19 protein-coding genes are annotated in these 19,353 nt (G+C 40.7%); 8 read left to right on the forward strand and 11 right to left on the reverse strand.

Going from position 1 to position 19,353, the window contains the following annotated elements:
- The first annotated feature begins 7 nt into the window (after window positions 1-7).
- The 3 genes from DMZ48_RS05830 to DMZ48_RS05840 all read left to right on the forward strand — a co-directional run bounded on the left by DMZ48_RS05830 (window position 8) and on the right by DMZ48_RS05840 (window position 3,598).
- Complete coding sequence (locus DMZ48_RS05830) at window positions 8-853, forward strand: dienelactone hydrolase family protein (protein WP_143954173.1); 846 nt, start codon at window positions 8-10, stop codon at window positions 851-853.
- Between the two features lie 154 nt (window positions 854-1,007).
- Window positions 1,008-2,981: an aconitate hydratase gene (locus tag DMZ48_RS05835; RefSeq protein WP_143954174.1), complete on the forward strand. Its 1,974-nt coding sequence runs from the start codon at window positions 1,008-1,010 to the stop codon at window positions 2,979-2,981.
- A gap of 14 nt (window positions 2,982-2,995) precedes the next feature.
- The gene (locus tag DMZ48_RS05840) at window positions 2,996-3,598 is read left to right on the forward strand and encodes a nitroreductase family protein (RefSeq protein ID WP_143954175.1); all 603 of its coding nucleotides are present in this window, start codon (window positions 2,996-2,998) and stop codon (window positions 3,596-3,598) included.
- 8 nt (window positions 3,599-3,606) lie between these two features.
- Here DMZ48_RS05840 and DMZ48_RS05845 read toward each other — a convergent pair whose 3' ends face one another.
- From DMZ48_RS05845 to DMZ48_RS05885, 9 genes are all read right to left on the reverse strand, one after another.
- Window positions 3,607-4,008 (reverse strand): arsenate reductase family protein, encoded by a 402-nt coding sequence (locus tag DMZ48_RS05845; protein ID WP_143954176.1) that lies wholly within the window; start codon window positions 4,006-4,008, stop codon window positions 3,607-3,609.
- A gap of 14 nt (window positions 4,009-4,022) precedes the next feature.
- Window positions 4,023-4,325 (reverse strand): ribosome hibernation-promoting factor, HPF/YfiA family, encoded by a 303-nt coding sequence (gene hpf, locus DMZ48_RS05850; RefSeq protein ID WP_143954177.1) that lies wholly within the window; start codon window positions 4,323-4,325, stop codon window positions 4,023-4,025.
- Between the two features lie 173 nt (window positions 4,326-4,498).
- Window positions 4,499-5,797: a dipeptidase gene (locus DMZ48_RS05855; protein ID WP_143954178.1), complete on the reverse strand. Its 1,299-nt coding sequence runs from the start codon at window positions 5,795-5,797 to the stop codon at window positions 4,499-4,501.
- A gap of 288 nt (window positions 5,798-6,085) precedes the next feature.
- On the reverse strand, window positions 6,086-7,288 hold the full coding sequence (locus DMZ48_RS05860; protein WP_143954179.1) for a multidrug effflux MFS transporter: 1,203 nt from the start codon (window positions 7,286-7,288) through the stop codon (window positions 6,086-6,088).
- 274 nt (window positions 7,289-7,562) lie between these two features.
- Window positions 7,563-8,315 (reverse strand): YoaK family protein, encoded by a 753-nt coding sequence (locus DMZ48_RS05865; RefSeq protein WP_143954180.1) that lies wholly within the window; start codon window positions 8,313-8,315, stop codon window positions 7,563-7,565.
- Window positions 8,299-8,769: a hypothetical protein gene (locus DMZ48_RS05870; RefSeq protein ID WP_143954181.1), complete on the reverse strand. Its 471-nt coding sequence runs from the start codon at window positions 8,767-8,769 to the stop codon at window positions 8,299-8,301. The genes DMZ48_RS05865 and DMZ48_RS05870 overlap by 17 nt, the downstream gene beginning before the upstream one ends.
- 4 nt (window positions 8,770-8,773) lie before the next feature.
- Window positions 8,774-9,250, reverse strand: coding sequence for a hypothetical protein (locus DMZ48_RS05875; RefSeq protein WP_143954182.1), 477 nt, complete (start codon window positions 9,248-9,250; stop codon window positions 8,774-8,776).
- Window positions 9,251-9,319: 69 nt separating this feature from the next.
- Window positions 9,320-10,687 carry a sensor histidine kinase gene (locus DMZ48_RS05880; protein WP_143954183.1) on the reverse strand — a complete coding sequence of 456 codons (1,368 nt, stop codon included), beginning with the start codon at window positions 10,685-10,687 and terminating at the stop codon, window positions 9,320-9,322.
- Window positions 10,671-11,390 carry a response regulator transcription factor gene (locus tag DMZ48_RS05885; protein WP_143954184.1) on the reverse strand — a complete coding sequence of 240 codons (720 nt, stop codon included), beginning with the start codon at window positions 11,388-11,390 and terminating at the stop codon, window positions 10,671-10,673. Before DMZ48_RS05885 ends, DMZ48_RS05880 begins: the two co-directional genes overlap by 17 nt.
- A gap of 145 nt (window positions 11,391-11,535) precedes the next feature.
- Here DMZ48_RS05885 and DMZ48_RS05890 point away from each other — a divergent pair, with 145 nt between their 5' ends.
- From DMZ48_RS05890 to DMZ48_RS05905, 4 genes are all read left to right on the forward strand, one after another.
- Window positions 11,536-11,883: a hypothetical protein gene (locus DMZ48_RS05890; protein ID WP_143954185.1), complete on the forward strand. Its 348-nt coding sequence runs from the start codon at window positions 11,536-11,538 to the stop codon at window positions 11,881-11,883.
- A 218-nt stretch (window positions 11,884-12,101) separates the two neighbouring features.
- Entirely contained in the window at window positions 12,102-13,163 is a 1,062-nt protein-coding gene (locus DMZ48_RS05895; RefSeq protein ID WP_143954186.1) for an NAD(P)-dependent alcohol dehydrogenase, read from the forward strand.
- Window positions 13,164-13,274: 111 nt separating this feature from the next.
- Complete coding sequence (locus DMZ48_RS05900; protein WP_143954187.1) at window positions 13,275-14,156, forward strand: helix-turn-helix domain-containing protein; 882 nt, start codon at window positions 13,275-13,277, stop codon at window positions 14,154-14,156.
- Window positions 14,157-14,224: 68 nt separating this feature from the next.
- Window positions 14,225-16,360 carry an outer membrane protein assembly factor BamB family protein gene (locus DMZ48_RS05905; RefSeq protein WP_143954188.1) on the forward strand — a complete coding sequence of 712 codons (2,136 nt, stop codon included), beginning with the start codon at window positions 14,225-14,227 and terminating at the stop codon, window positions 16,358-16,360.
- A gap of 16 nt (window positions 16,361-16,376) precedes the next feature.
- Here the strand turns inward: DMZ48_RS05905 and DMZ48_RS05910 are convergent, their stop codons facing one another.
- A complete protein-coding gene (locus tag DMZ48_RS05910) occupies window positions 16,377-17,069 on the reverse strand; it encodes a LytR/AlgR family response regulator transcription factor (RefSeq protein WP_143954189.1) in 693 nt (230 codons plus the stop codon).
- The gene (locus DMZ48_RS05915) at window positions 17,059-18,087 is read right to left on the reverse strand and encodes a sensor histidine kinase (RefSeq protein WP_143954190.1); all 1,029 of its coding nucleotides are present in this window, start codon (window positions 18,085-18,087) and stop codon (window positions 17,059-17,061) included. Before DMZ48_RS05915 ends, DMZ48_RS05910 begins: the two co-directional genes overlap by 11 nt.
- Before the next feature lie 184 nt (window positions 18,088-18,271).
- On the opposite strand from DMZ48_RS05915, the gene DMZ48_RS05920 reads away from it, so the two are divergent.
- Window positions 18,272-19,183, forward strand: a complete 912-nt coding sequence (locus DMZ48_RS05920) for a DUF5694 domain-containing protein (RefSeq protein WP_143954191.1) — start codon at window positions 18,272-18,274, stop codon at window positions 19,181-19,183.
- The last annotated feature ends 170 nt before the right edge of the window (window positions 19,184-19,353 follow it).

The raw sequence follows: 19,353 nt of genomic DNA on the forward strand, positions 1-19,353 counted from the left end.
TTTTCATATGAAGACAAGTAAAAATTTCATGATACTATCACTGTTATTTCTTTGTTTTATCGCATGCAAGCAGGAGAAAAAAGAAAGTTCAGCAGTGAGTGAACCCAACGATATCCAAAAGGAGACGCCGGATATTCGTTCCAGAGAAGTAACTTATTCAGCGGATACAACAGAACTGAAAGGATATCTTGTATGGGATGAAAATAAAAAAGGAAAATCGCCGGGCATTCTGGTAGTTCATGAATGGTGGGGGCATAATGATTATAGCCGGCAAAGAGCGGAAATGCTTGCAGAACTTGGTTATGTTGCCTTTGCTCTGGACATGTATGGCGATGGTAAACAGGCAAAACACCCGGATGAAGCCGGTAAATTTGCAGGTATGGTCATGAAGAATATGGAGGAAGCAGAAGCCCGGTTCAATGCCGCGATGGAAGTTTTGAAGAATGACGCTCATGTTGACCCTCAAAAGATCGCAGCCATCGGTTATTGTTTCGGTGGTTCCGTAGTATTGACTATGGCCGATGCAGGTGCTGATCTCGCTGCTGTTGCTGCATTTCACAGTGGGGTTCAACTGCCGATCATGCCTAACGAAAAACTCAAAGCAAAGGTCCTGGTTTGCAACGGTGCTAACGATTCCTTCATTCCTCCGGAAACCGTAACTGCCTTTAAAAAAGCCATGGATAGCATACATGCCGATTATAAATATATCGCATATGAAAATGCAGTGCATTCCTTTACCAGTAAGGCTGCAGATTCACTAGGCAAAAAGTTCAATATGCCACTGGCCTATAATCAGGAAGCCGATGAGAAATCATGGGAAGCATTAAAAGAATTGTTACGATCGGTTTTCTGAACCTTCTTAAATTTTCTATTCAAGGTGCCTGCGGGCGCCTTTTTTTGTTAATACAATTTAAAATACGCGTTAAATACTCTAAAACAGGCTTTAGTTCCGTATTTGGATTTGTAACTTATAAAGAACTGATTATCCTAATTTAAAATCACTGTTCATGCAAAGCAATTTTCCAAGAAACGTAACTCAAAAGCTGATCGAATCACATCTTTTGCAAGGTGAAATGATTCCGGGTAAAGAGATAGGAATTCATATCGATCAGGCATTACTTCAGGATGCGACAGGAACGCTTGTTCAACTGGAACTTGAAGCCATGGGAATAGATCAGGTAAAAACAGAAGTCGCAGTACAGTATGTTGACCACAATCTTTTACAAACCGATTATAAAAATGCGGATGATCATGAATTCCTTAGGACTGCAGCTGCCCGGTTCGGTTTATGGTTCAGCAGACCTGGTAATGGGGTAAGCCATCCTGTTCATATGGAGCGTTTTGGAATCCCCGGTAAGACCATGGTCGGTTCTGATAGTCATACTCCGGCCGCAGGTTCTCTGGGTATGCTGGCGATCGGTACGGGTGGATTAGATGTGGCTGCAGCTTTAGCAGGAAAGCCATATTTTGTAAAAATGCCGCTGATAATGGGCGTTGAACTAAAGGGAAAACTCCCGGAATGGGTAAGTGCGAAGGATGTTATCCTGGAAATGTTAAGGAGATATGATGTTAAGGGAGGTGTAGGTAAGATCATTGAATATTATGGGGAAGGGCTTCGTCATTTATCGGCAATGGACCGACATGTGATCGCTAATATGGGCGCCGAACTCGGGGCTACAACCACCGTTTTTCCGAGTGATGAAGAAACCAGGAAGTTCCTCAGGTCTCAGCACAGAGAACATGACTGGATTGAACTAAAAGCCGATCCGGGCTGTAACTATGACCTTCAGGAAGTAATTGTTCTTGATGATCTGGTACCCCTGATCGCAAAACCCACCAGTCCGGGTAATGTTGTGCCAGTTTCTGAGGTGTCCGGAAAATCTATCAGTCAGGTTGTTATCGGTTCATCAGCGAATCCAGGGCTTAGAGATTTCTGGATCGCCGGTGCGATCGTAGCCGATAAAAATATAGCTCCGGAAGTTTCCTTTGATATCAATCCGACTTCCCGACAGATCATACAGAACATGATTAAAAACCGGGCATTTGCCAACCTCATCAAGGCAGGCGCACGTTTTCACCAGTCCGGTTGCATGGGTTGTATAGGGATGGGACAGGCACCAGCAAGCAATACGATAAGTCTCAGGACAATGCCCAGAAACTTCCCGGACCGATCGGGAACCAAAGATGATCAGGTTTATCTCTGTAGTCCGGAAACCGCTGCGGCTTCGGCTTTAACCGGAAAGATCACTGATCCCCGTAAGCTTGAATCACTGTACGGAATGGCCTACCCTCAGTTCAAAGCAGCAGCGCGAGATCTTATCAAAGATGAACTCCTTATAAAGCCTGCTGAGGATGCCAAAGTAGCTTTAAAGAAAGGACCTAACATAAAATCACTGCCTGATTTTGATGCTATGACCAATAAATTCAATGTTCCTGTACTTTTAAAAATGGGAGATAATATATCCACTGATGAAATTCTTAAAGCAGGAGCTGAAGTTCTACCATATCGCAGTAATATTCCTGCCATAAGTAAATATGCCTATACCGTAATAGATGAAACTTTCTATGACAGGGCCTTGCAGGCAAAAGAGCAATTTGGAGGTCATGTAGTGGTTGCCGGTGATAATTATGCTCAGGGAAGTAGCAGGGAACATGCTGCCCTTGCACCAAAATATCTTGGACAGATCGCTGTACTCGCGAAAAGTTATGCCCGTATCGCATGGCAGAATTTGGTGAATTTTGGAATAATCCCACTGGAATTCACGAATCCGGATGATTATGAAAGAATCGAAAAAGGATACATGATCACCGCGGTCAACCTCAGAGAACATATACACAACAGCAGCACTTTTGATATTGGATTATCTGACGGAAAGGACCTGATCACCATATCGGTAAAACACAGTCTGAGTGATCGACAGATCGCGATTCTGTTAAAAGGAGGAATCATTAATACCTATAAAGAAGAATTAACTATTTAAATCAATTTACAAAGATGAATATTTTAGAACAATTACAACTCGATAAAATTATAAGACCAGATCATGAGATCTATCCGCTGTTAAAGCAACGGTGGAGTCCGAGGATGTTCAGTGAGCGACCGATTCCGAAGGATGAAATCCATCAATTATTTGAAGCAGCCCGTTGGGCACCGAGTTCATTTAACAGGCAACCATGGCGTTTCCTGTATGCAAATAAAGGAGAGAAAGCCTTTGACCGGATAGTATCCTGTCTCAGTGATTTTAATAAAAGTTGGGTGATTCATGCACCTTTGCTGATAATCACTGCCTATAAAGAAAAAACAGAAGAAGGACAGGAGAATTTCCATGCATTACATGATCTCGGACTCAGTGTGGGTAATATGACGATTCAGGCACAATACATGGGTATCGCACTGCATCAAATGGCAGGAATCGACTGGAAAAAGGCACAGAAAGAATTCGATATTCCACAGGGATATCATGTTGCTACCGCAATCGCAGCGGGATATTACGGAGGAGATATGGATACTCTTAATGAAGAACTCCAGGAAATGGAAAACTCAGAACGCGTCAGGAAACCACAGAAGGAATTTGTATATCATCAAGAATGGAAATAGCGCAGATTTCAGGGGATAGGCACCTCTCCTGAATCCGGATCCACCAGTTTTAAAATATCTGTAAATATATGAGCCATAATAGCCCTATCACCCCTGATCGCGATCGGATAGACTACGGTTTCAGGGTGCTTTTCCAGAATCTTAAATGCGCTTTCTTCGTCAATATCAACATCAACCCCATAAATATTGGTGAAGGCAGGATGTTTGGTCGCAATCAATTCTGGTACTGACAGCCCTAATTTTTGGGCGATCTCAGCCCATTCTGTGGAAGCGATTTTGGTTTTATTTATGTCAATGGTCAGTAACCTCTTATCTGAGGAGGCTGCATAAGCCTGGCATTCTCTACCCAGTTTGGTAGAAGAATCATATATAAGGGTAATTTGTCGGTCGTTCGTTGCGATAATTCCCATGGGTTTAAAATTGATTATCTCGAATTGAATTTATCTTTTCGCTTGCGTAACTGTATGGCCAGATCATCGGTGACCTCTGCGATCGAGGTTTCAAAATTCTTTGAATTTGCACTTGCAAAGAGCCTTGGTCCTGGTGCACTTAAACTTATTTTACAAATCTTACCGGAATCGGTGGAGGAGGTGTTCTCCTTCTTGAAGGCAACGTCAGCACGAACTATAAAATCATACTTTTCAACCAGTTTGTTCAGTTTCTTTGAGACCAGATCCTCCAGGCGGCTACTTGCAGAAACATCATCATATTCAAAATTATACTGCATCGTATTCTTTTTTATAAAAATACTGATTATAATTATGATAACTCACTGTTTTTCAGGATTTTTAAATCTGATTTATACAATAAAAAAAGCCTGTGGAGAAAATTCCCAACAGGCTTTTTTTTAAGATTCTTCCTGTGTTCAACCGGGAAGGACCTTTACTTTCTATAAAGTCTCTATGAAGAGGCCGCTAATTCTTTGGCTACATTCTGAACTTCTTCCATCACTCTGAGAAGGTTATCTCCCCATAATTTTTTGATCTGTTCTTCTGTGTATCCTCTTTTTACTAATTCAAGCGTTACATTAAACGTTTCAGAAGCATCACTCCACTGATAGATTCCTCCACCACCGTCAAAATCAGAACTGATACCTACATGATCTATTCCGATTTTTTCGACAAGATAATCGATATGATCAACAAAATCTTTTACGGAAACCGGATCCGAAACCGCTTTTAAAGAATCGATTTCCGCAGTTGCTGCACCTCGCATCGCCATGAATTTTTCATAATATGCTTCTTTCTCATCACCTGGTAATTTGTTTACGCTGTCACGAGGGATCATTTCAAAGCCCATTTCTTTTGCTTTTTTCTCATATACCGATTTGCTCAATTCATTGAATTTTTCAGCCTTTTCGGTATTTAAATAGGAGGTAAAAGCAACCGTCTGTACGACACCACCATTAGCTTTCATCCATTCGAGTTGTTCATCATCAAGGTTTCTGCTGTGATCGCATAAAGCTCTTGCCGAAGAGTGAGAAGCGATGATCGGAGCTTTAGAGATCTCCAGCATTTGCTTCATTGCTTCTTTGGATGGATGGGATACATCGATCATCATCCCTACTTTGTTCATCTCTACGATTACTTCTTTTCCAAGTTCACTAAGTCCGTTATGTAACCATACATCATCAGCCTCCCCGGTATTTGAATCCGATAATTGGCTATGTCCATTATGTGCAAGTGACATATAACGTCCACCCAGATCATAGAACTTTTTCACATTGCTGATATCTTCACCGACAGGGTACCCGTTTTCGATTCCTATCATGGCAACTTTTTTACCTTCAGCATGGATCTTTCGGGCTTCCGCTGGTGTTAAGGCTAGTCCGATCTCTTCCGGAGCGATCTCCTCCGTCAATTTGTGGATCGCTTCAAATTTACTGATCGCATTCTCATAAGCCTTTTGATAACCTTCCGGAGAAAGTGTGTCCTGGCCGGTATATACGATGAACCAGGCTACATCCAGTCCACCTTCCTTCATTTTCGGCAAAGTGATCTGTGTATTCAGATCCTGTGTATAATTTATACTGTCTGTAAAATTAGATACATTGATGTCACAATGGGTATCCAGAGTGATCACCTTTTCATGAATTGCTTTCGCCTTTGCAACAAGATCGTCTTCTCCGGTCGTTTTAGGTTCTTCTTTACATCCGGTCAGAGCAGCCAGTGCAGAAACAAAAAAAATAGATTTTTTCATTAGTAATTGGATTGGTTTGATTGTTTAGCGGAAAATAAAGAATTTAGTTGAATAAATAAAAATGAACCATAAGGGGAGTCTGCAGAATTGAATTATTCGTATAAATTTCAATATACTTTTTACGATAATACAAATATTAGTGTTCAGTGAAGCAATTATCGCTTATCCCACCTTTTGGCATTATAAACTTTCATTAGGATCGAAATTTAGAGCAGATTGATTTTAAATGTTTTTTTGATATCCATGCTCATTTCAATAACTCACCTTCACCGCGTTTTTCCAGATATTTCAGCCTTTTCGATAGAGCTTGACATACCAAAAAAGCAGAATAGAAAGAAAACTACATACGGAAAATCCGATGAATAGCGGTAATACCGTATCATGAGTGACAAATTTACCGATGTATGTACTGATGGGTACCGCCATTAACGTAGAGATCAAGCCAGTTATTGCTGCACCTATACCTGCGATATGTCCGATTGGTTCCATAGCCAGAGCCCTAAGATTTCCGAAAAGAAAACCAACTGCAAAGAACTGAATTGCAAAAAATGCAAGTAGAATGTACACAGGAGGATTTGCAGCATCATGAAACATGATTATGTATAAGCAAGATACCAGAAAATATAGCTTTAGCGCTACCCGAACCAGGTTTTGCATTCCAAACCGAATCACAAGATTTCCATTCAGTAAGGTTGCCAAACCGATCGATATTGCCAAACCGGCAAATATAAAGGGAAACTCCTCTTTCAGGCCGTACTGAACCTGAAACACATATTGAGATGAGCTCAGATAAACCATAAATGATCCGGTGATGAACCCTGAAATCAAAGTGAATACCATGGTTCTGCGATGGCTCAGGACTTCTCGGGTACCATCGATAAAAATCCGGTACGTAAGTCGCTTTTTATCCTTTGCATGGAGAGTCTCTGGTTGTCTTTTCCAGAACCACCAACATACCAGCGCACTGAAAAATAGTTGAATATAAAAAATGAACTTCCAGTTCGAATGATCTAAAACAAGTTTTCCGAAAGCCGGTGCTACAATAGGCACCAGGAGAAATACCACTGTGATAAATGACATGATTCGCGCCATGAAATCGCCGCTATAACTATCCCTGACCATTGCAATACTGATCGTTCTTGGAGCAGATAATGCAATTCCCTGAAGAATCCTACCTACGATCATCACTTCCAGATTGTGCGCGAAAACACAGATGAGACTGGCCACAAAGAAAAGTGCAAAGCCCATAAAAACTACAGGTTTACGTCCAAGGCTGTCTGAAAGCGGACCAAACACCATCGGCCCCAGACCCAAACCCAGAAATATCATCGTTATAAATAGTTGATTATCTGCGGTATCGGTAACCCCGATGTCTTTACCTATCATATCGAGTGCAGGCAATAAAGCATCGATAGCTAAAGCAACGATAGACATCAAAGATGCCATCAGGGTTATAAATTCAAGTTGAGAGGGATTTTTCTTTAAAAGCATCCTGCAAAGTTAAGTCGAATATTCCGTTCCTATATCCGGATCACTATTATTTAAGCATCTGATAATATTGCATAACGATCTATAGGAATTATATAAATTTTGTAGTTATGAGTTGAGAGTTTCGCGTAGTAAGCGATGAGTGATTAATGATTAATCATAGTAGACTGCTGTACTATTCACTGCGTTACAGTCAGATAAAATCCCCCTCCTGCATACCTGCAAAAGGGGGATCGAAGTACAAAACCTAACCAGATAAAAATTATTGTAAAAAAAATTAAAGATTGTTGTATTGTGTACGCAGTATTCTGCGCTGGCTTCTCATAAGTTTATTGATCTTTAACTTATAATATTCATAACCGATAATGACCATGATCACACCGCAAACCACATAGAATACCAGAAATTCTATTTTGAGATAAATGATCCCGGCAATAATCCCTCCACTTAAATAAGAAGCTACTATCGAAAGGAGAATTTTCCCTTTCGCTACCAAATGTGGATTTTCGCGATATCTTCTTTTGGTATACATGGAGGCCAGTATGCCTACATCGGTCGTCAACCCAGTAAGGTGTGTGGTTTTAACGGAAAAATTGGAAATACTTGCGGTTAAGCCATTCTGCAGTCCCATCGCAAACAACATCAGTCCTACCATTACCTCGGTTTCCCAAAGGGATTCGGCATAAAAGAAAGCCCCATAAGTCCCTACTGAAAAAAGGCAAAGTATTTCAAGTAGCAATGGGAGAGCGTGTGCAACATAGGAATTCCTATCGAAATTGATAATGATCTGATTAGATACAAAATTCCCCATAAAGAATAAAAATATCCAGGTCATAACCACCATCACCTCATTCCAGTTTCCCTTGGCGATCTCCTCGGCGAGAATTGCATAATGCCCGGTGACATTAGATGTAAAGGCAAAGAAAATGATCACAGAGGTAACGTTCACCATCCCTGCAGAAAAGGCAGAAAGGGCTCCCAACTGTATATTATCTTTAAGCGTTCGGTTATTATCAAATTTTCTGAGCATAACTAATCTTTTCTTTTTTCTTAAAAACCAGTTTAACGATGCCCCTTGCTTCAATATCGGAATGAAAGTGAAGCTCCATCTCATTAGGGTTCAGCCTGTGGAGTGTGTAATGCTCCCGACGCTTATCCGGGTATTCTATTTTCAATATATGTCCGCGACCCTTTAAAGTCCAGTTGAGTTTTTTACTGGTTTCTCCATGTAACGTTAAGGTACCGTTGGGATGGATCTCCCAGATTTCCGCTTTATGGATAATCAAGTCTTTGGTGATGCGTTCCTTTGTTCTTAGATCGAGGTTGGGGGTATCCTTATCCGGGAATTTTTCATAATTCCATTCACTTTCAACCCAAACACCCAGAATGTTCTGACCGGGGGCCTCAGACCGGGTGAAGGTGAAATAGACAAGTACTGACATCACCAAAAATCCTGATAGGTACAAGACAAGTATCCTGTTCATGTTTCTAATTAGTTTTAGAAGTCATGAGTTTGGCGAAAGATCCGGAAGTCTGATATACTACTTCCATAGGAAGTGCGACCTCACAGACCGGAAGTTTTGATTTTTTTATAGAAGAGATCAACCGGGAGTTTTTAGCTCTCGAACTCTTATCCAGGGGAATATAGGCATCGGTAATGCCATGTGCGGTTATATAATTTTCGAAGGCATTTCCTGAATATCCATGATAGATATCCATGCAAACACCATTGATTACAGAGGCATGTTTATTTTTCAGTATGTTTAGGGATTCCAGGAAATTTGGTTCCAGTAATTTGTCGATCTGCTCGGTACGGGTATAAAAAAGCATATCTACCGTGCAGTCCGACAGATTGGTTCCATAAACCAATACAATATTTACTTTTTCGGTCTGACGAGCTATGGTTTCCCGGAGCAATGACAACGACTTTACGGTAAAGTCGGTTGGTACTAATATCTTATTCATAGTCTTTGATCAATTTTTAACCAAAACTATTTTTCCGATTTTAGAACCGAATTAAAATAAGATTAGAATTTAATTAGAATTTATAGGAAGAGAGATCTCAACAGTTGTTCCTTCATTTTCCTTAGAACTGATGATCAGTCTTCCCCGGTGTAGTTTTACTATATTTCTGGTGATAGGAAGACCGATGCCATATCCCGAATAATCCATGGTATTCGAAGCTCTGTAGAAAGGGTCGAAAATATAAGGTTGATCTTGTTCCGGTATGCCGATCCCCTGATCCTTAACCACCAGGATCACATTCTCATATGAAGCTCCGAGAACTACATCAACCTGCTTGTTACCCGAATATTTACAGGCATTCATAACTACATTTGAGATCGCAAGATAGAGTAATTGTTCATTTCCTTTGACCTTAAGATTATCCGGATTCTCCGGGAGAAGATTAAAATCCAAATGAATGACCGATTCCGGGTATAATTTGGTGACCGTTGCTTTAACTTCGATCACTAATTCATCCATTCGTAATATGGAATTCTGATCGATCATTCCATTATAACCGGTTTGTGCCAGTAATAATAGGGCATGCGTCTTTCTATTCAGTTTTTCAGCTTCTTCCAGAATGGTTTGTAATGATTGGGTATACACTTCAGCTGTTCTGGGTTTCGATAAAGTAACCTCCGCCTCTCCGATGATGGAGGTTAGGGGAGTATTCAATTCGTGAGAAGCATTGCTGATAAAATTATTCTGAGATTCGAAAGAAGTTTCCAGGCGGTTCAGCATATCGTTAAACGTATTCGTCAGACTACGCATATCATCATTATGCTTGGATTCCTCGATCCTGTAGTTAAGACTCTCTGTGCCGATCTTTTTAACACCATCGATGATGCGCTGCAAAGGTTTCATCACCATTTTAGAAAAATAGAATTCAATAAAGGCGATGAAAAGAACCGATATGATCAGCGAAATAAACAACAGGTTTCTCAATTTGATCAGCTGGTTTTGAGACGCATAATTTTCAGCAGAAACGATCACAACATGATTCTTATTCGACTGTACATAATGGATTCCGGAATAGAATGTATTCTGTTTTTTATAAAAGGCACGGTCCTTTTGTTTGACCTCCTCGATAAAATCATCCGGAATATTATATTTTAAACGAACCATTTCTGCCTCATCCCGGTCATCAAGGTCGATAACGATGATCTTTTCATTAGGCAGGTGTTCCAGAAAGTCCTGTCTGATCTCTTTTACCACATCGAGATCCTCATCCTTTTCGAGCTCTAGCTTTGCCATGGTGATCGCACGAATTTCTAACCGTTTATAGAAATCCGTGTATCGGTAATTATTGATGAAAAAATAGACGAACCCTCCAAAACCAAGAAGCATGAGAAAAAAGAGTCCGGTTAGCAGTAATATGATCCTATTGGGTGTCTTCATCGCCGTCTTTTAGAATATAACCCATTCCGAAAACGGTTTGTATCACCCTTTCACTATGGCCTTTTTCGAGTTTCTTCCGTAAATAGTTCACATAAACATCTACCACATTGGTTCCTATATCATAATCCACACCCCATACTTTTTCCAGTAGTTCTGCTCTTGATAGTACAATACCCGGAGCTTTTATAAATGCCAGTAATAATTTATATTCTGTACTGGTTAGATTGAGTTTAATCCCGCTCTTAGTAACCGTCTTTGCAGCATCATTTACAAGGATATCCTGAAACTCATACTGATCGTTGGTTTGCGATGGAACGGATCTGTATTGCTTATACCTTCGTAGTAAACTATTGATTCTTGCGATCAATTCGATAAACTTAAAAGGTTTAGTGAGATAATCATCGGCGCCACTATTCAGTCCCATAGCTATATTTTCACTACTTCCCAGCGCGGTTAAGAAAAGAATGGGGATATCCGATTTACGTTCTCGTATCGCTTTACAGATATCGAGTCCGTTCATTTCAGGCAACATGATGTCAAGAATGAGCAGATCAAAATCGCCAGTGGCGGCCATGGCATAACCTTGCTGACCGTTCAGTGCGATAGTGATTTCAAACCCTTCTTCGGTTAGTCCGGTATTGATAAAGGAGCAAACGCGAGTGTCGTCTTCGACTAATAATATTCTGATCTTTTTCTTTTCCATTTTTTCACGGCTTGCTAAAATACAGAATAAAAAATTATAAGGATGACCGCATGAAATGTTCGAATCCTAAAAATTTTGTTAATAAATATATCGTCCGAATCAATTCCTATAACTTTACTTTAATCAATATGTTAAACAGCTAAAAATGAAAAGAATATTATTTATTATGGTACTGCTTATACAAGGGGTGGCCATAGCACAGCAAAGGGGAGGCGATCCTCAGGAACGATTCAATAAAATGATCGAAGAACAGGTTACCACTCTCGGATTGGAAGGGGAGACCAAAGATCAGTTTATTGCTATCCAGGAAAAATATCATAATCAAATGATGGAACAACGCGGTTCCCGTGATTTCGATAAAATGCGTTCCATGATGGAAGCAAGGGATGAGGAAATTAAGGGAATACTGGACGAAAACCAGTTCGCTAAATACCAGGAATTACAGGAACAGAACCGTAAACGTATGCGGGAAGGCATGAAGAACAGGCAATAGCCTCCTAAAATATCACATATTTACCGAGCCGGATTTTGAAAAGAATCCGGCTTTTTTCTTATCTTAATATCAGATTACCGCCATTTCTCTCCATTGTTTGAATAGTATAATTTCTAACTTGAATAGTATTATCCTCTGCAGATCGTTACACTTACTTTTGTATGGTATAGCTCATACTCCTTTGGCTATCTTTTATTAATAACTAAATCACAAGAACGATGAAAGTCACGAATGTAAAAGCTTATGGAACGGAAGCTCCTGAAAAAGATCTCGAGCAGATGCAGATCGATCGGAGAGAACCCACACCGGATGATGTGGAGATCGATATTCTCTATTGCGGAGTCTGCCATTCAGATCTCCATACGGCGAGGAATGACTGGGGAGGAACCAGATATCCTTCAGTACCTGGTCATGAGATCGTCGGTAGGGTCTTACGAACCGGAGACAAGGTATCCCGATTCAAAGAAGGCGAACTGGTTGCAGTAGGCTGTTTAGTGGATTCTTGCGGAACTTGTCCGAATTGTAAAAAGGATCTTGAACAATATTGTGAAAATGGATTTGTAGGCACCTACAATGGAAAGGATAAACACCTGAACACCCACACTTTCGGAGGGTATTCTGAACGTGTGATCGTCGACCAGCATTTTGTACTAAAAGTACCGGAAAATCTGGATCCCGCAGGAGTTGCTCCTGTTTTATGTGCCGGGATCACTACATGGTCACCCCTGCGTCATTGGAATGTAGGTCCGGATAGTAAGGTTGCTGTGGTAGGTCTGGGCGGATTAGGTCACATGGCCATCAAACTGGCAAAGGCACTGGGAGCCCATGTAACACTCTTCTCCAGATCTCCCGGAAAGACCCAGGATGCCTTGGATTTGGGAGCCGATCAGGTGATCATTTCCACAGACCCTGAAGAAATGAAGAAAGTAAATGCATATTTTGACCTGATCGTGGATACGGTTCCTTATGTACACGATATCAATCATTACATCCCAACGCTGAATGTCAGTGGTACCATCGTACTGGTAGGATACCTAGGTCCCCTGGATCCTTTATTGAATACAGCTCCGATGGTCATGGGACGTAAATCAGTTGCCGGTTCACTTATCGGTGGAATAGCAGAAACTCAGGAACTTCTGGATTTCTGTGGTGAACATAATATTACCTCAGAGATCGAATTGATCGATATCCAGAATATCAACACGGCTTACGAACGTATGTTAAAAAGTGATGTACGATATCGTTTCGTCATCGATATGGCTTCCCTCAAAAAAGCCTGATCAAAAGATTTTAAAATTTTAAAGGATCGTTCGGATTAGAGATTAATCCGAACGATCCTTTTTTAGATTTAGAAACCTCATCTTTATGTTTGATTTTATTAACTTGTACCCATGAGCAAATTGGAAAAGAAGAAGGCTTCTGGTACAGGACAACAAGAGCAGCAGTTAAAGGGTTTTAAAGTTTACGAGATCGGTAGTAAAATCTGTTCAGTTCCCAACTACAGTAGAAGAGATTTCTATAAAATATGTATGAATACCGGTGAAAACCGGATACATTATGCGAACCGTGGAATTGAAACTACCGGAAGTATCCTGTTTTTTGGAAACCCTTACATTCCTTATTCCTGGGAAGTAATCTCCAGTGATTACAATGGTTATGCCTGTGTTTTTACGGAAGATTTCCTAAAGATCTCCGACAGGTCTGAAAGTGTACAAGACTCTCCGCTATTCAAGATTGGGGGAACGCCTATTTTTCAGATCGATGAAGAACAACGCATATTTTTGACTTCCCTTTTTAAAAAGATGCTCGATGAGCAGAATGGTGATTATCATTATAAGGATGAGTTTATTCGGAATTCCATCGGACTTATCATTCATGAAGCTATGAAAATGGAACCCTCTGATCAGTATTTTAAACACCGTAATGCCTCTTCAAGGATTACCTCCTTATTTATGGAATTACTGGAACGTCAATTTCCGATTGATAATCTTACACAGCCCTTAGCCATCCGGACTCCAAAAGATTTTGCCAATAATCTTTCCATACACGTGAATCATCTGAACAGATCAGTAAAGGAGATCACCGGACGATCGACCTCTGAATTGATAACCGAACGAATAATCACTGAAGCAAAAGCACTTTTACAGCACACCGACTGGAGTATCAGTGATATCGCTTATGCACTTGGATTTGAATATGCCACTTACTTCAACAATTACTTTAAGAAAGCCACCGGAAACACTCCCAGAGCAGCAAGACTAGACCTTGCCTGAAACTAATACATTACCTGTTTTTCAAATCATTCAAATTCAGTAATTTAACAGCTTGAAGAAACGTATGTATGAATTTGAACCGGAAAATTATTTCTATCATTTTGATAGGTACACCGATAATACTCTGGTGTTACTCATGTAAAGAAAAACTTCATGAAAATAATTCCTGGACTGTTTATAATGCAGATCGGGAAAACTCTAAATATTCTTCTTTAGACCTAATCACCTCAGAAAATGTAGATTCACTGCATAAGATCTGGGAATTCACAATGGACGATCTGCCCAAGGGAAAGAAGTCCGGGATGAGTCAAAGTAACCCCATTATAATTGGTAAAATCCTCTATACTCTATCTGCTAATGCTGTGGTTTATGCCATCGATATTACTTCAGGCAAGCGGTTATGGACCTTTGAAGGAGGGGCGGGTAGTGGTGTAAACCGGGGGGTCACCTATTGGGAAAAGAAATCTGATAAACGTATTCTTTTTGCCGGAGGCAACCAGCTTTATGCACTGGATGCCATCACCGGAAAATCCATTTCTTCCTTTGGAAACCAGGGTAAAGTTGACCTCAGGATCGGATTACGAGATGATCCGGATAAAATGTTTATGACCGTATCAACACCCGGAATCATATATAAAGATCTGATCATACTCGGAAATCGTCTGCAGGATAAAAAGGGAGCACCACCGGGTTATATCCGGGCCTACAATTGCCTGACCGGGAAGCTTGAATGGACTTTTCATACGATCCCTTTACCCGGTGAACCGGGAAATGAAACCTGGCCGGAACATGCCTGGAAGACTTCCGGAGGCGTCAATAACTGGGCTGGAATGAGCCTCGATGATGAATTGGGAATAGTCTATATTCCATTGGGCTCTCCTACCTATGATAATTATGGAGCCGACAGGAAGGGAGCGAATCTCTACGGAAACTCATTACTGGCACTCGATGCAGCCACCGGATCCTATAAATGGCATTTTCAGGTCGTACACCATGACTTGTGGGATTATGATCTGCCGGCAGCGCCCAATCTGGTCACTGTTGTTAGAGACGGGCAGGAAATCCCGGCTGTCGCCCAGATCACCAAACATGGTTTCATCTTTATCTTTGATCGCAAAACCGGTGTCTCTTTATATCCAATTCATGAAAGATCGGTTCCTTCCTCAAATTTGCCGGGAGAAGAAGCCTGGCCTTCACAACCCTTTCCGGAAAAACCAGATCCGTTTGTTAAACAAGGAATCAGGGAAACAGATCTTCAAAATTCAACGGCGATTTCATTTGATTCCCTACTTCAAAAGTTCAGGAGTTACCGACATGAAGGGTTGTTTACCCCTCCGGATCTAAAAGGTACGCTTTCGTTACCGGGAAGCCTTGGCGGGGGTGAATGGGGTGGTGCTGCCTATGACAAAGAGACCGGGATCTTATATATAAGAGGTAATAATGCACCGGAACTGATCACACTGGTCAGACAACCAGTTAAAAACGATAAAAATACTCCCCCCGACAAACTGGCAAGTGAAATCTATCAATGGCATTGCGCGAGTTGTCACGGACTGCAAAAACAGGGGGTAGGTACTACGACCCCAGCCCTTACTGGAATCCATAGCCGCCTTTCCAGAGAGGAGGCCAAAAAACGGATCGAAAATGGAAGTGGGATTATGCCCGCTTTCGGAAATGTATTTTTAGAGGAGGAATTAGACGCTTTGCTCGATTTCGTTTATGATGACCGCCGTGTGATCAGCGAAACACAATCAAAAGAACACGAGGTAGCCACTTCTGGTGAAAATTTAAACTTCATCAATAAGACCGCATATAGAATATGGACGGATGATAAAGGGAACCGAACTATTAAACCACCCTGGGGCACTTTACAGGCGCTAAATGTCGCTACCGGTGAATACCTCTGGAAAGTACCGGTAGGTTCCATTGATTCCTTACAAACTGGTACAACTGCGACCGGACTGGAAGGAAGGCCAGGACCCATCGTTACCGCTGGCGGACTTATATTTATCAGTGGGGGTGAGGATCGGAAATTACAAGCGTATGATAAACGCAGCGGCGAAATGCTATGGGAGTATCCCTTACCGGCCATCGCAAATGCTACGCCATCTACCTATGAATGGGACGAAAAACAATATGTCGTAATTAGTGTGGGGGGTACCGATGTCCATCCAGCCGGAAGTATCATGGTATTCGGACTCTGATACACACGATTCATGGTCAGGACTGAATGCGTTCAAAGAAACCATCTTTATAACTGTCTCCGATCGGAATGAGATGCGTCAATTTCGTAGTGATACGATGCCTTTCAATCGAAATGATATGCTTTAAATTAATGATATAGGATTTATGGATTCGATGGAAATTTTCAGGCAAGCGGCCCTGAACATCCTTTAAATTATCCAGACTTAAAATCTTTTTTTGATCGGAAAGATAATATTCGATATAATCACTGGCTGCCTTGATATAAACAATATCCTGAGTACTGATCTTTAAGGTTATATAACCGGTTTTCACAAAGATGAAATCAGCATTGTTCCCTGCGACAGACTGAGACCGACCAACAGGATTGATCCTGTCGATCGCTTTCACAAAACGATCATAGGATATAGGTTTTAAAAGGTAATCGATCACATTGAATTCATAGCCATCTAACGCATATTCCGAATAGGCTGTGGTTAAGATCACAGCACACTTATCGCCGATGATCTTCATAAACTGAATACCTGTGAGTTCAGGCATCTGAATATCCAGAAGCACCAGATCGACCTTATTATTCTGAACCAATTCGAGAATTTCAAAAGCATCCGTTTGAGCAGCAACCAATTCCAGTGCGGTAGTCTTCTCCACATAGTCCTTTAATATTTCTAAGGCTATGGGCTCGTCATCCAGTATGGCGGTTCTAATTTTCATTCCCTTGTAATGTTAAGTCGATTTTATAAAACGCTTCCGATTGGTCTATCTTCAAGGTATGACGATTCGGATATAATAGCTCCAACCTCTTTTTAATATTGTCCAATCCGATTCCTTTTTGTTCATCCTTGTTGATCTTGCCATTACTATTCTCAGAAATAAAGTGGACATTATTATTTTTAACTTCCAGTAATATTTTAAACGGCATAGCTGTCCCGGTTAATTTCCCGTGCTTGAAAGCATTCTCAACAAAGGTGATCAGGAGATAGGGGGGTACCATGATCGGAGAAGTATCTCCATTTTTTTGAATATCCAGCTGTAATGGGAGATTCAGGCGAATAGCCTGAAGCGCAATAAAATCTTCGAGCATTTCCCATTCCTTATCCAGGCTGACCATTTGATTCTTTTCATAGAGCATATACCGCATTAAATTACTCAATTGAAGAATAGCTTCATGGGTATGATCTGATTTTTTGTAAGCCAGTCCGTAGATCGAATTCAATGCGTTGAAAAGAAAATGCGGACTCACCTGTAATTTCAGAAAATCGAGTTCAGCATTTTTGGTAGTGATCTCCAGTTCAGCTTTCTCCTTTTGCAACCTTATCTGATAATCGAGTAGAAACAGTAAAAACCCAACCACGATATAGATGCTGGCATAGTAAAGATTATCACTGACATAATACTGGAAGGAAACACCCTCAAAATAATTTCCATGACCGAGAACTAACGGACTTATCACTTCTTCAATAACATACCGAAAGCTTATAAAGAACGTAAAGAGAAATAGGATCACCCCAACGATTTTATACCATTTTCGCCGCGGCCAGACGTTATTCCAAAGCATATAGCTCAACCAAAAGATGGCGGAAATATAGAGGAGTTGCGTTAGTATGAAATAGTTAAATATTCGAGTCCAAACAATAGGTTTCCCCGAATTTAAGCTATTCAACAGATCGAATCCGAAAAGGAAAAGCAGAATACAGATACTGTAAAGGACGATTCTTTGATTTTTGGTCATAACCCTAAAAATAAGGGGTGAGGTCAAATTAAACTAATAAAATCTGTAAACCCTGAAAATCGGTCGGTGAATCCGGAAATAGCGAGTTTTAAGGTTTACAGGGTAGTTTAATGGTTATACAGAACTTATTTGATAATGATAAGAGTTTGTGACAGCTTGCAGTATCAATTAAAATAATCGAACTATGAAACATCATTTAATTATTATCAGTTTAGCCATGTTACTTACTGCGAGCCTTTGCGCTCAGAATGTCAACTGGGAAAAGATTGAAAATGCGGATCCGGACAAAATTTTAGTAGCAGGAACAAAACCTACGGAGGTACTGTTATTAGGAACTTTCCATTTTAACTATCCCGGCCTGGATTCCCATAAAACAGCCGAAGAAGATAAAATGGATATCCTTTCAGACCAAAAGCAAAAGGAATTAAAAGAGATGCTGGAGGTGATCGAGAAGTTCAAACCCACAAAGATCTATATCGAATCTTTTAAACAATCGTATCATGATTCATTGTATGCAGCATATTTGAATGGAAATTTTGAACTGAAAAGAAGTGAAGTATACCAGGTTGCCTATCGCTTAGGTGCAGCATTGGGACATAAAAAGTTATATGCCGTAGATGCTTCGAATCTGATTTCAGCATTCAGTAATAATCTGACCAAGGAGGAACAGGCATCTTTTACGGAAAAATTATATGGAACCACTTCAGAATCGGTTAATGATGACTCCGATATATTCTGGAACGCCAGATACCGAAAACTTTATGATGCCAGTGATGAAATGGAAAAGAACATGTCTCTGCTGGAAACATTCTTGATGATGGCCAAGCCAGACGTACTTACACGTATGCATGGTCATTATCTATCATCTGGTTTCAATACCACAGATGACCAGGGTCCCGATGCATTGGCCATGTGGTGGTACAGCCGTAATCTCAGGATCTTCAACAATATTCTGAAAACACAACCCACAGAGAACGACAGAATCCTGGTCTTATTCGGAAACGGTCATATGTCGATCTTAAACCAATGCTTTAAAGCCGCACCGAAATTCAAAGTAGTAACGCTGGAATCGTTGGTAAAGGAATCTTATAATTAGGTAAACAGTAACGCAGAAAACTGTTTTCTGAATTACTTGTTACAGTGTGAAATAGTGACATAGTGAAGCTGTTTTCTGAATTCAATTCACATTTCTCAATTCTCAATTCTCAATACATGTTATTTAAGGCAGTGAGCAGTGATGCAGTAAACAACTTTCTGTTTTCTGCA

The organism is Robertkochia solimangrovi (assembly GCF_007279655.1).
Classification (GTDB): Bacteria; Bacteroidota; Bacteroidia; order Flavobacteriales; family Flavobacteriaceae; genus Robertkochia; species Robertkochia solimangrovi.

Bases quoted from the DNA above. Each gene is read 5' to 3' on its own strand.
- DMZ48_RS05860 (WP_143954179.1), bottom strand. From the start codon at position 7,288: ATGCTTTTAAAGAAAAATCCCTCTCAACTTGAATTTATAACCCTGATG.
- DMZ48_RS05855 (WP_143954178.1), bottom strand. From the start codon at position 5,797: ATGAAAAAATCTATTTTTTTTGTTTCTGCACTGGCTGCTCTGACCGGA.
- DMZ48_RS05880 (WP_143954183.1), bottom strand. From the start codon at position 10,687: ATGAAGACACCCAATAGGATCATATTACTGCTAACCGGACTCTTTTTT.
- DMZ48_RS05900 (WP_143954187.1), top strand. From the start codon at position 13,275: ATGAGCAAATTGGAAAAGAAGAAGGCTTCTGGTACAGGACAACAAGAG.
- DMZ48_RS05870 (WP_143954181.1), bottom strand. From the start codon at position 8,769: ATGAACAGGATACTTGTCTTGTACCTATCAGGATTTTTGGTGATGTCA.
- DMZ48_RS05840 (WP_143954175.1), top strand. From the start codon at position 2,996: ATGAATATTTTAGAACAATTACAACTCGATAAAATTATAAGACCAGAT.
- DMZ48_RS05910 (WP_143954189.1), bottom strand. From the start codon at position 17,069: ATGAAAATTAGAACCGCCATACTGGATGACGAGCCCATAGCCTTAGAA.
- DMZ48_RS05890 (WP_143954185.1), top strand. From the start codon at position 11,536: ATGAAAAGAATATTATTTATTATGGTACTGCTTATACAAGGGGTGGCC.
- DMZ48_RS05835 (WP_143954174.1), top strand. From the start codon at position 1,008: ATGCAAAGCAATTTTCCAAGAAACGTAACTCAAAAGCTGATCGAATCA.
- DMZ48_RS05865 (WP_143954180.1), bottom strand. From the start codon at position 8,315: ATGCTCAGAAAATTTGATAATAACCGAACGCTTAAAGATAATATACAG.
- DMZ48_RS05915 (WP_143954190.1), bottom strand. From the start codon at position 18,087: ATGACCAAAAATCAAAGAATCGTCCTTTACAGTATCTGTATTCTGCTT.
- DMZ48_RS05895 (WP_143954186.1), top strand. From the start codon at position 12,102: ATGAAAGTCACGAATGTAAAAGCTTATGGAACGGAAGCTCCTGAAAAA.
- DMZ48_RS05905 (WP_143954188.1), top strand. From the start codon at position 14,225: ATGAATTTGAACCGGAAAATTATTTCTATCATTTTGATAGGTACACCG.
- DMZ48_RS05830 (WP_143954173.1), top strand. From the start codon at position 8: ATGAAGACAAGTAAAAATTTCATGATACTATCACTGTTATTTCTTTGT.
- DMZ48_RS05885 (WP_143954184.1), bottom strand. From the start codon at position 11,390: ATGGAAAAGAAAAAGATCAGAATATTATTAGTCGAAGACGACACTCGC.
- DMZ48_RS05845 (WP_143954176.1), bottom strand. From the start codon at position 4,008: ATGGGAATTATCGCAACGAACGACCGACAAATTACCCTTATATATGAT.
- DMZ48_RS05875 (WP_143954182.1), bottom strand. From the start codon at position 9,250: ATGAATAAGATATTAGTACCAACCGACTTTACCGTAAAGTCGTTGTCA.
- DMZ48_RS05920 (WP_143954191.1), top strand. From the start codon at position 18,272: ATGAAACATCATTTAATTATTATCAGTTTAGCCATGTTACTTACTGCG.
- hpf (WP_143954177.1), bottom strand. From the start codon at position 4,325: ATGCAGTATAATTTTGAATATGATGATGTTTCTGCAAGTAGCCGCCTG.